The 12164-nt window shown below is 70.0% G+C and carries 13 protein-coding genes; 10 read left to right on the plus strand and 3 right to left on the minus strand.

What is annotated here, in order from left to right; genetic code table 11:
* Positions 1–555 precede the first annotated feature (555 nt).
* The gene (locus tag ACFWRO_RS21005) at positions 556–960 is read right to left on the minus strand and encodes a MarR family winged helix-turn-helix transcriptional regulator (RefSeq protein ID WP_384512499.1); all 405 of its coding nucleotides are present in this window, start codon (positions 958–960) and stop codon (positions 556–558) included.
* 918 nt (positions 961–1878) lie between these two features.
* On the opposite strand from ACFWRO_RS21005, the gene ACFWRO_RS21010 reads away from it, so the two are divergent.
* Positions 1879–2187 (plus strand): hypothetical protein, encoded by a 309-nt coding sequence (locus ACFWRO_RS21010; protein ID WP_384512361.1) that lies wholly within the window; start codon positions 1879–1881, stop codon positions 2185–2187.
* Positions 2188–2308: 121 nt separating this feature from the next.
* Positions 2309–2578 (plus strand): hypothetical protein, encoded by a 270-nt coding sequence (locus ACFWRO_RS21015; protein ID WP_384512363.1) that lies wholly within the window; start codon positions 2309–2311, stop codon positions 2576–2578.
* A gap of 149 nt (positions 2579–2727) precedes the next feature.
* Here ACFWRO_RS21015 and ACFWRO_RS21020 read toward each other — a convergent pair whose 3' ends face one another.
* Positions 2728–3864: a PQQ-dependent sugar dehydrogenase gene (locus tag ACFWRO_RS21020; protein WP_384512365.1), complete on the minus strand. Its 1137-nt coding sequence runs from the start codon at positions 3862–3864 to the stop codon at positions 2728–2730.
* Positions 3865–4049: 185 nt separating this feature from the next.
* On the opposite strand from ACFWRO_RS21020, the gene ACFWRO_RS21025 reads away from it, so the two are divergent.
* The 7 genes from ACFWRO_RS21025 (at position 4050) to ACFWRO_RS21055 (ending at position 10700) form a co-directional block, all read left to right on the plus strand.
* Positions 4050–4208, plus strand: a complete 159-nt coding sequence (locus ACFWRO_RS21025) for a hypothetical protein (RefSeq protein ID WP_384512367.1) — start codon at positions 4050–4052, stop codon at positions 4206–4208.
* A 37-nt stretch (positions 4209–4245) separates the two neighbouring features.
* Positions 4246–4818, plus strand: a complete 573-nt coding sequence (locus ACFWRO_RS21030) for a HutD family protein (protein WP_384512369.1) — start codon at positions 4246–4248, stop codon at positions 4816–4818.
* A gap of 262 nt (positions 4819–5080) precedes the next feature.
* Positions 5081–5176 carry an Ms4533A family Cys-rich leader peptide gene (locus ACFWRO_RS21035; RefSeq protein ID WP_361955802.1) on the plus strand — a complete coding sequence of 32 codons (96 nt, stop codon included), beginning with the start codon at positions 5081–5083 and terminating at the stop codon, positions 5174–5176.
* A 205-nt stretch (positions 5177–5381) separates the two neighbouring features.
* Positions 5382–7112, plus strand: a complete 1731-nt coding sequence (locus ACFWRO_RS21040; protein ID WP_384512371.1) for an ABC transporter substrate-binding protein — start codon at positions 5382–5384, stop codon at positions 7110–7112.
* On the plus strand, positions 7109–8086 hold the full coding sequence (locus ACFWRO_RS21045) for an ABC transporter permease (protein ID WP_384512373.1): 978 nt from the start codon (positions 7109–7111) through the stop codon (positions 8084–8086). Before ACFWRO_RS21040 ends, ACFWRO_RS21045 begins: the two co-directional genes overlap by 4 nt.
* Positions 8083–9072, plus strand: a complete 990-nt coding sequence (locus ACFWRO_RS21050) for an ABC transporter permease (RefSeq protein WP_384512375.1) — start codon at positions 8083–8085, stop codon at positions 9070–9072. Before ACFWRO_RS21045 ends, ACFWRO_RS21050 begins: the two co-directional genes overlap by 4 nt.
* Positions 9069–10700 carry a dipeptide ABC transporter ATP-binding protein gene (locus ACFWRO_RS21055; protein WP_384512377.1) on the plus strand — a complete coding sequence of 544 codons (1632 nt, stop codon included), beginning with the start codon at positions 9069–9071 and terminating at the stop codon, positions 10698–10700. Before ACFWRO_RS21050 ends, ACFWRO_RS21055 begins: the two co-directional genes overlap by 4 nt.
* Before the next feature lie 24 nt (positions 10701–10724).
* On the opposite strand, the gene ACFWRO_RS21060 is transcribed toward ACFWRO_RS21055, so the two are convergent.
* A complete protein-coding gene (locus ACFWRO_RS21060) occupies positions 10725–11552 on the minus strand; it encodes a RimK family alpha-L-glutamate ligase (RefSeq protein ID WP_384512379.1) in 828 nt (275 codons plus the stop codon).
* A gap of 285 nt (positions 11553–11837) precedes the next feature.
* Here ACFWRO_RS21060 and ACFWRO_RS21065 point away from each other — a divergent pair, with 285 nt between their 5' ends.
* Positions 11838–12122, plus strand: a complete 285-nt coding sequence (locus ACFWRO_RS21065; protein WP_384512381.1) for a plantaricin C family lantibiotic — start codon at positions 11838–11840, stop codon at positions 12120–12122.
* Positions 12123–12164 lie beyond the last annotated feature (42 nt).

A 12164-nucleotide genomic window follows, 5' to 3' on the forward strand; every position in this document is an offset into this window, starting at 1 on the left:
TCCGAACATCTCTCGACTGTAAACAATCTCAATGATCGAGATAAATTGAATCACGCCCCGCCCCGGCCCCGCAGCCGGGCGGCCTGAAGGAGCAGCAGTGCCCCACGCGTGGCTCACCGTGGCTTCCGCCTCCTGGCACAGAACGGATGCAGGCTCGACGAAACAGGGCCTGCCAGTGACCCGACCGGCAGCTCGGACGTGAGGGGAACGCGTGTCGCGTACACGCTTGTCAGTGCGGGCGTGGGCAGAGCACAGCCCCCGTCACGCATTGCTCGGCCGGCGTCCTTGAATGCGCAGTCCCGCGGTCATTCCCGATCCGTGCTCTTCAGCTCGGGAGCGGCCGCAACGGGCTCCTCCTAAGAGTGCGAGTCTGGCCGACCTCGCAGACCCGTTCGGCGAGAAGGCGGCCCGTACGGCCGAAGGGGCGACGGCAAGCGAGGGGCGGGCGACGGGCCAGGGCGGTCCCTGTCGCACCTGTGGCTGCGGGGACCGGCGGAACCTGGCTTGTCCTGCTCGCCTCGCCCATCGATGCCGGTCAAGACGCTGGGTGCACCTTCAGCGGGGCGGAACCCGCAACTCTCCGAGTTCATCGTTCAGCGCGTTGAGATACCGCAGGACGACCGCTATTTCTTCTTCGGAGAACCGGCCGCGTGCTCGCTCCGCCGCCTGGGCGAGCGGCATGAAATAGGTCCGCGCTACGGATCGCGCGCCTTCGACATAGTGGATGTGGACCACCCGACGGTCGTCGTCAGCCCTACTACGCCGGATGTGACCGGCCTTCTCCAGCCGGTCGAGACAGGCGGTCACCGCGCCCGACGTCAGGCCGAGATGCTCCCTGAGCAGCCCCGGGGTAGTGGCATCGGAGTTGTCGAGCACGAACGAGAGCGCGTGGACGTCGGTCGGATGCAGTCCCTGCGTGAGGGCGAAACCGTGGACCAGCCGGTTCATCTCTCCCAGCATCCGGCGCAGAGCGACCCCAAACCTCTGCAGGTCGTCCACACCCGCACTCTTGATCTCCGCCGACCCCGCATTTCCATCACCCACACGCCAAGCCTATGCGGAGGCCAGCCGGAACAAGGAGTCACCCCGCCCGTTCGAGCATGCCGGCCCATTCCGTCCCTGCGACCGCGCACCTCCGCACGCGCCCTGGCTCTGCCACCACTTCCTTCGGTAGGCGTTTGCCGTGCATCCGCGCCTCGGCACTGCATCCACCATGCTCAGGCCTCTGGAAACCGTAGGAGAAAGGGACAGCCCAAAGAGCACTCATCGGGCAGCTGCCCAATGGACACAACCGGTCGGAGAAGGCCATGTCCTTGGACGAGGCAAAGTCACTCCCCCGGCTTCACCCTTACCTCAGCTACACGGACGCCGAAGCCGGCCTGGTGTAGCTGTCGTCCGTCGGATTCGAAGAGGTGGCTCGTCAGCACGAGTGGTTCCCAAGATGCCTCAACGCCGGCGCGACCCCCGTCATCGAGCCCGAAGACACGGCATGGGGATCGCGACGCGCTCGTGTCCTGGAGCCGGAGGGGTACGAGTGGAGTGCGGGCACGTACGGTCCTGTTCCTGGTGCCACGCCGCCACCTACGTGGGTGGGGAGTGGTTCGAGGTGGTGCGGCCGCCGTACTCGCCCGTGAAGGCGCGTTGGGACCTGGCGGTGACGGACGGCCTCCCCGCCGACGTGCCCCACGCCTTCGGTAGCACCGACAGGACGCTGCGCGGGATCCAGGAAGCCGGCATCTCGCCGTCATTCGACCACGCTTGGGGGCCGAAGCATGAGAACGCATGTGGCGGCCGCCTGGGAGCGGCGCGTGTCTTCGATGACCGCTGGGCGCCGGCGATGAGGGGTGAGGACGCGCGCGTCGGCGTGGCTCGGCGGCTATGAATCCTGCCAGTTCGGTCTCAGCCACCGGCGTGGTCCTCTCCTACGACGCCGACGGCAACGGCCAGTTGGAGAAGTTCGCCCAGGTCACCGGCGTACGCGCTCCGGTGACACTTCGCCTGACCCGCACCGGTACCGCGTACACCGGCGAATTCTCCACGGACGACGGCGCCACCTGGCGACCCGTGGCCACAGTGACGGTCCCGGGCGCGGCAATCACCCAGGACGTCGGCCTCTTCATGACCGCCGCCAACGCGGGCCGGGGCACCCGCGGACTCACCGAGTTCACGGGCTTCAGGACGGACTGAAGTTTCCGCTGCGATCTCCGTTCGTTAGGACCGGTGAGAGGCCCGGGCAGACGTAGTCGCCTGAGCAGTGACGCCCATGGGTGGCCCGGCCAAGGGCGACGAGAGTGACCGTGAAAGGAACATGATGAAGTCCCTGAAGGCTGCCGCTGTCCTCGCTGGTTTCGCGGCGATCGCGGGTGCCGCCGCGCCCGCTCACGCCGATGGCCCGATGCCCACCAGCGTGGACGGCGGCCTGAACACGCTGCTGAGTCAGCCGACCCTGGACGTGACGCCGGTGAGCACGAGCACGCTGGACATCGGGGAGAAGGAATCCGCCGGCACCGTCAAGCAGGCCACGGACGGGACCGGCGACCTGACGCAGTTGCTCGGCGGCCTGCCGCTCGCCAACTGAGGGCTGTCCGCCCGTCGCACTCGCCGGAGGCCAGTCCCTGACCCGACCGCTGCCAGGCGGTCAGTACCCGCTTGGGCCGCGAACCGAGCGCGTGCCGTCCGACTTCGCCCACCAGGCTGAAGTCGGACGGCACGGCACGGCGCGGGATGCTACGCCGGGTCGATGCGGGCGATGTTGCCGCCCTGCGCAAGCACGTACAACTCGCCCCGGACTCCCTGCACGAACGAGACGACCTCGCCGCCGTTGACTACGAGGTCGTTCACTCCGGTCACCTTGCCGTTCTTCAGCTTGAGCGCGCGGATGGTGCCGTCGCAGTAGTCGCTGAACACGTACTGGCCCTTGAGGGCCGGGATCGCGTTCCCTCGATAGACGAATCCGCCGGTCACCGCGCACCCGAGGCCGCCGCGGCCGTACTCGTGGATCGGGCGCACATGGTTCGCCGGCTCCGTGCCGCCCCGGAACGGATGGTTGCCCTCCATCTGGGACCAGCCGTAGTTCTCGCCGCCCTTGTTGCGCGCCGGCGCCCAGTCGATCTCCTCCCAGTCGTTCTGGCCGACGTCGCCGATGAGCAGGTCGCCGGTGCTTGAGTCGAAGGAGAACCGCCAGGGGTTGCGCAGCCCGTAGGCCCAGATCTCGTCCTTCGCGTTCGGGTCGTTCACGAACGGGTTGTCCGACGGGATCGCGTACGGCGTGCCACCGCGCGGGTCGATCCGCAGCATCTTGCCGAGCAGCGTGTCGAGGTTCTGCCCGTTCCCGTGCGGGTCGCCGCCCGCGCCGCCGTCGCCGAACGCGATGTACAGGTATCCGTCGGGCCCGAACTTGATGTCGCCGCCGTTGTGGTTCGAGTACGGCTGCGTCTGGGTGAGGACGGTGCGCCGGGTGTCGGGCCGGAGCTTGCCGTTGCGTACGGCGAACTCATCGATGGTGCTGGTGCCTTCGAGATTCGTGTACGAGATGTAGAAGTGCGCGCGTGCGTTGTCGAACGCGATGCCGAGGAGGCCGCGTTCACCGTCGGTGGTGGTCTCGGCGGAGATGTCGAGCACGGGCTCGCCGAGCCCTTGATCACCCAACACCCGTACGGTGCCGGCCCGTTCGGCGATCCAGACCTTGCCGCCGGGACCGGCGGCCCCGGCGATCGGGTTCTTCGCCGTGGCCACGTTCGTGAGCGCGATCTTGGCGACCTTGTGCCGGGGTGCGCGGTCTTCCGCGGACGCCGTGGTCAGGGCTAGGGAGGCGACGAGGCAGACGGTGCCGATGATCGCCGAGCTTGTCGTGCGAACTTTCACCGTGATCCTCCTGGAGGCGGCGAACGGGGGCACCCGGCTGCTCGAGGCGGTAAGAAGTCGGCGTCGCCCGCGCCAGCACACAACCGGAGTGGGGGGAGGCAGTACCACTGGCCACGGACGAGACTACTGGGACGTGAGCGATTGGTATAGGCCAAGCGCTCGCGAGGGACTGACGGAAAGTCAAAGTGGCGGCCAGCTCGGTCTGCGAGGCGGACAAGATCCCCGCCGTGGGCGACCTGGTCGAGGCCAGGCCGGTGGTCGTCGAATCCGGGCTCCCCAAGGCCCTGAACGCGGCCGACGGCTACGGCGCACACGCGGCGGCCGAGGTCGCCACGCACATATGATCCACTCGCGTACCGCACGCCACCAGGGAGCCCGCAAATGCACCACTTCGATGTCGAGACACTGACAGCCAGCCGGTGGCGCAACGGCGGGGGCGCGACCAGGGAGATCGCCGCTTGGCCGGCAGGTACGGAGGAGTTCGGGTGGCGCGTGAGCGTCGCCGATATCGACCGGGACGGACCGTTCTCGGCGTTCCCGGGCATCGACCGAACTCTCACCCTGCTGACAGGCGACGGCGTGCGGCTGACCTGCCCCGGGGTGTTCGACCGGCTGCTGGCTCGCGCGGGCGAGCCGTTCGCGTTCTCCGGCGACGACGCGCTGGCCGCCGAACTGCCCGGCGGCGCCTGCCGGGTCCTCAACATCATGGTGCGGCGCGGCCGCTGGACCAGCCGCGTGGACCAGGTCGCCGGTCGCCCAGTCACGCCACCCGTCGGGCACGCCGGGGTGCTCTATGTGCTGCACGGCCACTGGCGGACGAGCACTGACGGGCGTGTCCTGACAGCCGGCCAGGGCCTGTGGTGGGACGGAGACGACAACACGCCGGGCGGAGCGGTCGCACCGCACTCCCCCGACGCCGCCGCCCTGTGGGCGGACATCGCACCGGTGGGATGACCACGCGGGCGCGGGGAGCACCCGGGCTCCCCCGCCACCGCCGACCGCGAGGTCGGCGTGGGCCGGTTCGCCGAGGTCGCCCATGTCTTGGTCGATCCCCGCATCGGGATATCGAGTGAACGCAGTACCGCACGAACTCCTCCGCATATCAGGGCAGTTGACACTCCCTCTAGTCGCGACATGCCCACATTTCGAGACGGGCGTCTCACCAGACCCCCGATCCGCGTTGACATCATTCATGTGATCGTTCATATTTCTCGGCATGTCGCACCGTCACGTCGTCTCCGAGCACGCCGCCCTTGAGCTGGCGCTCATCGGCGTGTCCGGGCATTCCGTCGCCGACATTCTCTGTAGCTGACGCCCGCCCGAGCGCCCGTCGGCCTTCGCAACGTTCCGTTCCGTACTGCCGACGATCTCCGCGTCCGGGTGTTCCCTCCCCGCAGGCGCGGCTCTCTTCTCTTCAGAACCCCGTGCTCGGCCATCTCCTTCGGCCGGGGCCGCTCGCCGCTGCCCGCGTGGAGTCTTCTTCCCGCTCACACAGTTCTTTCGAGAGGTCCTTTCCGATGCGTCAATCGTCCGTCATTTCGCGCCGCGTGGCAGCCGCCGCCGTCAGTCTCGTCCTGGCCTCCGGCGTTGCCGCCTGCGCGGGACCCCAGGACTCCGGCGCCGGTGGCAGCACCTCCGGCAAGGCTGCGGGCGCCCCGCAGAAGGGCGGCACGCTCGCCGTCCTCAACAACGAGGCTCAGACCGACTTCGATCCGGCCCGGCTCTACACCTCCGGCGGCGGTAACGTCCCCTCCCTCGTCTTCCGCACGCTCACCACCCGCAACCGCGAGGCGGGCGCCGCCGGCACCCAGGTCGTCCCCGACCTCGCGACCGACATCGGCCGCCCCAACAAGGACGCCACGGAGTGGACGTACACGTTGAAGGAGGGGCTGAAGTTCGAGGACGGCACGCCCATCACCAGCGCCGACATCAAGTACGGCATCGAGCGCTCCTTCGCCGCCGAACTCTCCGGCGGAGCCCCGTACCTGCGTGACTGGCTGGTGGGCGGCGACACGTACCAGGGGCCGTACAAGGACAAGAAGGGCCTCGCGTCGATCGTCACCCCCGACGCCCGGACCATCGTCTTCAAGCTGAAGAAGCCCGAGGGCGAGTTCCCCTTCGTCGCCACCCAGACCCAGTTCACCCCCGTGCCGAAGGCCAAGGACACCGGCGCGAAGTACGAGGAGCACCCCGTCTCCTCCGGCCCGTACAAGGTCGTCAAGAACGAGAACGACGGCGAGCGGCTCGTCCTGGAGCGCAACGAGCACTGGGACCCGAAGACCGACGAGGAGCGCAAGGCCTACCCGGACAAGATCGACGTCAGGTCCGGTCTCGACGAGGCCGTCATCAACCAGCGCCTCGCCACCTCCTCCGGTGCCGACTCCGCCGCCGTCACCACCGACACCAATCTCGGTCCGGCGGAGCTCGCCCAGGTCGGCTCCGACAAGGCGCTCGCCGCACGGGTCGGCACCGGGCACTTCGGCTTCACCAACTACATCGCCTTCAACCCCAAGGTGAAGCCCTTCGACAACCCGAAGGTCCGCCAAGCCATCTCGTACGCGATCAACCGCACCAGCGTCGTCAACGCGGCCGGCGGCTCCGCGCTCGCCGAGCCCGCCACCACCTTCCTGCCCGAGCAGAAGGCCTTCGGCTTCACGCCGTACGACCACTTCCCCGCCGGTAAGACCGGCGACCCGGAGAAGGCCAAGCAGCTGCTGAAGGAGGCCGGCCACCCGAACGGCCTCAAGATCACCCTGCTCCACTCCACCGCCCAGAACCGGGCCACCAGCCCCGAGATCGCCACCGCCGTCCAGGAGGCCCTCGGCAAGGCCGGCATCACTGTCGAGCTCGACGGCCAGGAGCCCAACGCCTTCAACGAGAAGCGCTGGAGCGTCAAGGACGCCCCCGGCTTCTTCCTCTCCCGCTGGGGCGCCGACTGGCCGGCCGGCGGTCCGTTCCTCGCGCCGATCTTCGACGGACGCCAGATCGTCACCAACGGCTCGAACTACAACCACGCGCAGCTCAACGACCCGGCGGTCAACAAGGAGATCGACGAGATCAACAAGCTGACCGACCTCAAGGCCGCCGCCGCCCGCTGGGGCGCCCTCGACAAGAAGATCGGCGAGCAGGCGCTCGACGTGCCGCTCTTCCACCCGGTCTACAAGCGGCTCGTCGGCAAGAGCGTCAAGAACGTCGTCATCAGCGACTGGACCGGCGTCCTCGACGTCTCGCAGGTCGCGGTCAAGTGACCGCTCTGACCGACTCGACGGCGCCCGTGGCGGGGATTCCCGCCACGGGCGCCGCCCGGCAGGTGTGGCGACGGCTGCGCACCCGCCCCGCTGCCGTCGTCTCCGCCGCCGTCCTTCTCCTGCTCGTCCTTCTCGCACTCGCCGCGCCGCTGATCGCCGCCCTCGGGGGCCAGGATCCGAACGCGTACCACGACGACCTCATCGACTCGGCCCGCGGCGGCGTCCCGTACGGCGCCTTCGGCGGGGCTAGCGCCGACCACTGGCTCGGCGTGGAACCCGGAACCGGCCGCGACCTGTTCATCCGGCTCCTCTACGGCGCCCGGATATCGCTCCTGGTCGCCGTCGGCGCCACCGCCGTCCAGGTCCTCATCGGTGTCCTCGTCGGCCTCGCCGCCGGGCTCGGCAGCCGCTGGGTCGACGGCGTCCTCGGCCGGGTCACCGACGTCCTGGTCGCTCTGCCGATGCTGGTCCTCGCCGTCGCGCTGACCGCCGTCGTCCCGCGTGGCTTCCCCCGGCCCCTGCTGCTGATCCTCGTCATCGGCTTCCTCGGCTGGGCCGGGACGTCCCGGATCGTGCGCGCCCAGACCCTCACCCTCAAGAGCCTCGACTTCGTCGCGGCCTCCCGTCTCGCCGGCTCCGGGCGGTGGCGGACCGCACGCCGCGAGCTGCTGCCCTCCCTCGCCGCCCCTGTCATCACGTACGCAGCGATCCTCGTCCCCACCAACATCGTCGTCGAGGCCTCCCTCTCCTTCCTCGGGGTGGGCGTCACTCCGCCCACCCCGTCCTGGGGGCAGATGCTGTCGACCGCGCAGACCTGGTTCCGGGCCGATCCCGCGTACGTCCTGTTGCCCGCCGGACTGCTCTTCGTCACCGTGCTCGCGTTCACCGTCCTCGGCGACGCGGTCCGCACGGCCCTCGATCCGCGCGAGGCAAGCCGGCTGCGCGTGGGTACCCGTAAGGAGAACTCCCGATGACCCGCTTCGTCCTCAAGCGGCTCGCGGGTGCCGTGCTCGTCCTCCTGGCGCTCTCGGTCCTCGTGTACTCGCTCTTCTACCTGGCGCCCGGCGACCCCGCGCGGCTCGCCTGCGGAGAGCGCTGCAACCCCCAGCAGATCGCCCAGGTCCGTGAGCAACTCGGCCTGGACGAGAGCACGTTCACTCAGTACCTGCACTTCCTCCAGGGCATCTTCGTCGGCCGGGACTACTCCACCGGCACCTCACTCGTCCCCTGCGACGCACCCTGCCTCGGCCTCTCCTACCAGAGCGACCAGCAGGTCACCCAGCTGGTCCTGGAACGGCTCCCCGCCACGGCCTCCCTCGCCCTCGGCGCCATGGTCATCTGGCTCGTCATCGGCCTCGGCACCGGTCTGCTCTCCGCACTGCGCCGGGGCGGCCCCACCGAGCGGATCCTGACCCTGCTCACCCTCGCCGGGACCGGCACCCCCGTCTTCATCCTCGGCCTGCTGCTCCTCATGGCCGTCTGCGCCTACCTCCAGTGGCTGCCCTTCCCGAGCTACGTACCGCTCGGCGAGGACCTCGAGCAATGGGCCTGGAACATGCTGCTCCCCTGGCTCACCCTCGGCTTCTTCGAGTCCGCCAAGTACGCACGGCTCACCAGGAGTTCCACCCTGGAGACGCTCGCCGAGGACCACATCCGCACCTTCCGCGCCTACGGGGTGGGAGAGCGGTCCGTCGTCGCCCGCCACGCGCTGCGCGGCGCCGTCCCGCCGGTGATCGCGGTCAGCGCCGTCGACCTCGGGTCGATGTTCGGCGGGGCCGTCCTCACCGAGTCCCTCTTCGGCATCCCCGGGCTCGGCAAGACCCTCATCGACGGGGTGCGCTCGATCGACCTGCCCGTGGTGGTGGGTGTCGTCATGGTGACGGGCACGTTCGTCGTCCTCGCCAACGTCATCGCCGACCTGCTGTACGCCGCCGCAGACCGAAGGGTGGTCCTGACGTGACCCCGCTCGTCGAAGTACGCGACCTCACCGTCGAGTTCGCCCGTGCGGACGATCCCGTACGGGCCGTCGACGGACTCTCCTTCACCCTCGACGAGGGCCGCGCCCTCGCCCTCGTCGGCGAGTCCGGCAGCGGCAAGTCGACCGTCGCCGGCGCCCTCCTCGGCCTCCACCGGGGTACGGGCGCGAGGGTCGGCGGCACCGTCCGGGTCGGCGGCATCGACGTCGCCACCGCCGGGACGAGCGAACTGGGGCGGCTGCGCGGCGGAGTCGCCGCCATGGTCTTCCAGGACCCGCTGTCCGCCCTCGACCCCTACTACGCCGTCGGTGACCAGATCGCCGAGGTGTACCGCGTCCACGCCGGAGGTTCGCGGCGCTCCGCCCGCGCCCGTGCCGTGGAGGTCCTCGAACGGGTCGGCATCCCTGACGCGGTCCGTCGCTCCCGGTCCCGCCCGCACGAGTTCAGCGGCGGCATGCGTCAGCGTGCCCTGCTCGCGATGGCGCTGGCCTGCGAACCCCGGCTCCTGGTCGCCGACGAACCGACCACCGCCCTCGACGTCACCGTCCAGGCCCAGATCCTCGACCTGCTGCACGAGTTGCGGCGCGAGACGGGCATGGCGCTGCTCCTCGTCACCCATGACGTGGGCGTCGCCGCCGAGAGCGTCGACGAGGTGCTCGTCATGCAGGGCGGGCGGGAGATCGAACGCGGTCCCGTCGGTGGGGTGCTCGACGCGCCCTCGGAGCCGTACACGCGCAGGCTGCTCGCCGCCGTGCCCCGGCTCGACGGGCCGGTACGCACCCCCCTCGCGAAGGGGGAGCCGCTGCTCGAAGCCCGGGGCCTCCGGCGGGAGTTCGGGCGGGGGAAGAAGACGGTGACCGCTGTCGAGGAGGCCTCTCTCACCGTCCACGCGGGAGAGACGCTGGGCATCGTCGGGGAGTCCGGAAGCGGCAAGACGACCCTCGGCCGCATGCTGGTGCGGCTCCTCGACCCCACAGCCGGTGAACTCAGTTACAGGGGTAGGAAGATCGGCGACCTGTCGGAGACGGAGCTGCGGCCGTACCGCCGTGAACTCCAGATGGTCTTCCAAGACCCGGTCGCCTCCCTCAACCCGCGCCGCTCCGTCGGGGAGTCGATCGCCGACCCCCTGCGCGTGGCGGGGAAGCACGACGAGACGTGGATACGGAGCCGGGTGCGGGAGCTGCTCGACCGGGTGGGACTCGACCCCGACCGGTACGAGGCCTACCCTCACGAGTTCAGCGGCGGGCAGCGCCAACGCGTCGGTATCGCCCGCGCGCTCGCCGCCGATCCCCGGCTGATCGTCTGCGACGAACCCGTCTCCGCGCTCGACGTCACCACCCAGGCCCAGGTGACCACCCTGCTCGCCGAACTCCAGGCCGAACTCGGCCTCGGGCTCGTCTTCATCGCCCACGACCTCGCGGTGGTCCGCCAGGTCAGCGACCGGGTCGCCGTCATGCGCGCGGGCCGGATCGTCGAGCACGGCACGGTCGAGGAGGTGTACGGCGCGCCCCGGCACCCGTACACACGGCAGCTGCTCGCCGCCGTTCCCTCGCTCGACCCGGTCCACGCGGCGGAACGCCGGGAGCGCCGCCAGGAGTTGGCCGTCGCCTGACCCGCACCAGGAACAGACGCCCCGCTACAAGGTGGGCAGGCGGCTGCGGCAGGCGGCGGCGATGGCTTCGGCGATCCCCGGCATGTCGGGCCGCCAGGTGGGGTTGCAGTTCACCTCGCACACGGAGAAGGAACCGTCCGCCTCGAAGAGGAGATCGACGCCGGCGACGCCGAGCCCGATGGCGTCCGCCGCTTCGACGGCCAGCGCCTCCGCGTCCGGATACTGGCCCGTGCACACGGTGTGGGTCCCGCCCTGAGCGAGGTTGGAGACCAGGCGGTCGTCGCCGGCCGTGCGCACGGCGGCGGCCACGGCCAGGCGGCCGACCACGATGACGCGCAGGTCCCTGCCGTGGGAGTGGGCGACGTACCGCTGAAGGAGATAGGGGTGCCGGTCGTCCAGACTGCCGGCCACACCTCGCAGCCCCTTTTCGTCGGCGGCGAGGAAGACGCGTCGGCCACGATGGCCGCGCACGGCCTTGACCACGCACGGCTGCGGCACACCGATGTCGAGGAGGTCCTCCAAGGGGGCGTCGGTGTGGGTGCGGGTGTCGGGGACGGGGATGCCCGCGGCTGCGAGCTGCTGCAGTTGCCAGAACTTGTTCACCGACGCCAGGACCGCCTCGGCGGGGTTGATCAGCTGCGTACCCATGGCGGCCAGGTGCCGAAGGAGGGTGACTTCTCTGTCAGGTGACAGCTGGGGCGTCGACAGGCGGGCGTAGGCCACAGCGGGCGCGGGGACGGGTCGCCCGCTGGTGTCGGCAAGGGTGAGCCTTCCGCCTGCCACGCCCAGAACCAACTGACGGCTGTGGACAACCGCGGCCTGGTGCCCGAGCTCCTCGGCGAATGCGGCCATGAGCGACGACGTGACCGGGCCCGGGCTACTGCCGGCACCACCGTCCGCGCCGCCCCGGCTGAGCCCGGGACACAGCAGCAGCCAAGCACATGCTTCGTTCCCCGACGACATGCCCGTCCCCTCCCTCACCGGCACCCTCCGCCTGCCGGTCACGGCAGCTGACAGGGCGAGCGTCAGCCTACTTCCGGTGCGGCGCGGGATCCCTCGAAGCCGCGCACCGGTGGCACCGCCCCGTCTGCGGGAGAGGTGCGGGCCCGGCGCCAACCCGCCCGCAGGCGGGGGTGCGTGGAGCTCCGCGTTCCTAGTGTTCAGGGAGTCAACATCGCTGCGGAGCGGTCGGGCCCCACGGGTCCCGGCAGTCCGCTTGCTCGAAAGGGTGTGAGCCTGATGGCGAACCCGAACGCCGGAATCCTCGAAGAGATCCACGACCAGAACCTGGACGCGGTCGCCGCCGGTCAGGGCTGGGGCACCGTCGTGTCCACCCTCGGCTGCTACGGCGCCAGCTACGTCCTGGGGAACAAGGGCAACTTCTGCACGGCCACTTCCGAGTGCCAGAGCAACTGCAAGTGACCGCTCGGCGCCGGGACCTTCCGTCCCGGCGCCACCCCATCC

It is taken from the genome of Streptomyces sp. NPDC058579, from assembly GCF_042718575.1.
GTDB lineage: Bacteria > Actinomycetota > Actinomycetes > Streptomycetales > Streptomycetaceae > Streptomyces.

Excerpts from the sequence above, each read along its gene's own strand:
- ACFWRO_RS21040 (WP_384512371.1), top strand. The coding sequence starts at position 5,382 with ATGCGTCAATCGTCCGTCATTTCGCGCCGCGTGGCAGCCGCCGCCGTC.
- ACFWRO_RS21015 (WP_384512363.1), top strand. The coding sequence starts at position 2,309 with ATGATGAAGTCCCTGAAGGCTGCCGCTGTCCTCGCTGGTTTCGCGGCG.
- ACFWRO_RS21035 (WP_361955802.1), top strand. The coding sequence starts at position 5,081 with ATGTCGCACCGTCACGTCGTCTCCGAGCACGCCGCCCTTGAGCTGGCG.
- ACFWRO_RS21050 (WP_384512375.1), top strand. The coding sequence starts at position 8,083 with ATGACCCGCTTCGTCCTCAAGCGGCTCGCGGGTGCCGTGCTCGTCCTC.
- ACFWRO_RS21010 (WP_384512361.1), top strand. The coding sequence starts at position 1,879 with ATGAATCCTGCCAGTTCGGTCTCAGCCACCGGCGTGGTCCTCTCCTAC.
- ACFWRO_RS21060 (WP_384512379.1), bottom strand. The coding sequence starts at position 11,552 with ATGGCCGCATTCGCCGAGGAGCTCGGGCACCAGGCCGCGGTTGTCCAC.
- ACFWRO_RS21030 (WP_384512369.1), top strand. The coding sequence starts at position 4,246 with ATGCACCACTTCGATGTCGAGACACTGACAGCCAGCCGGTGGCGCAAC.
- ACFWRO_RS21005 (WP_384512499.1), bottom strand. The coding sequence starts at position 960 with ATGCTGGGAGAGATGAACCGGCTGGTCCACGGTTTCGCCCTCACGCAG.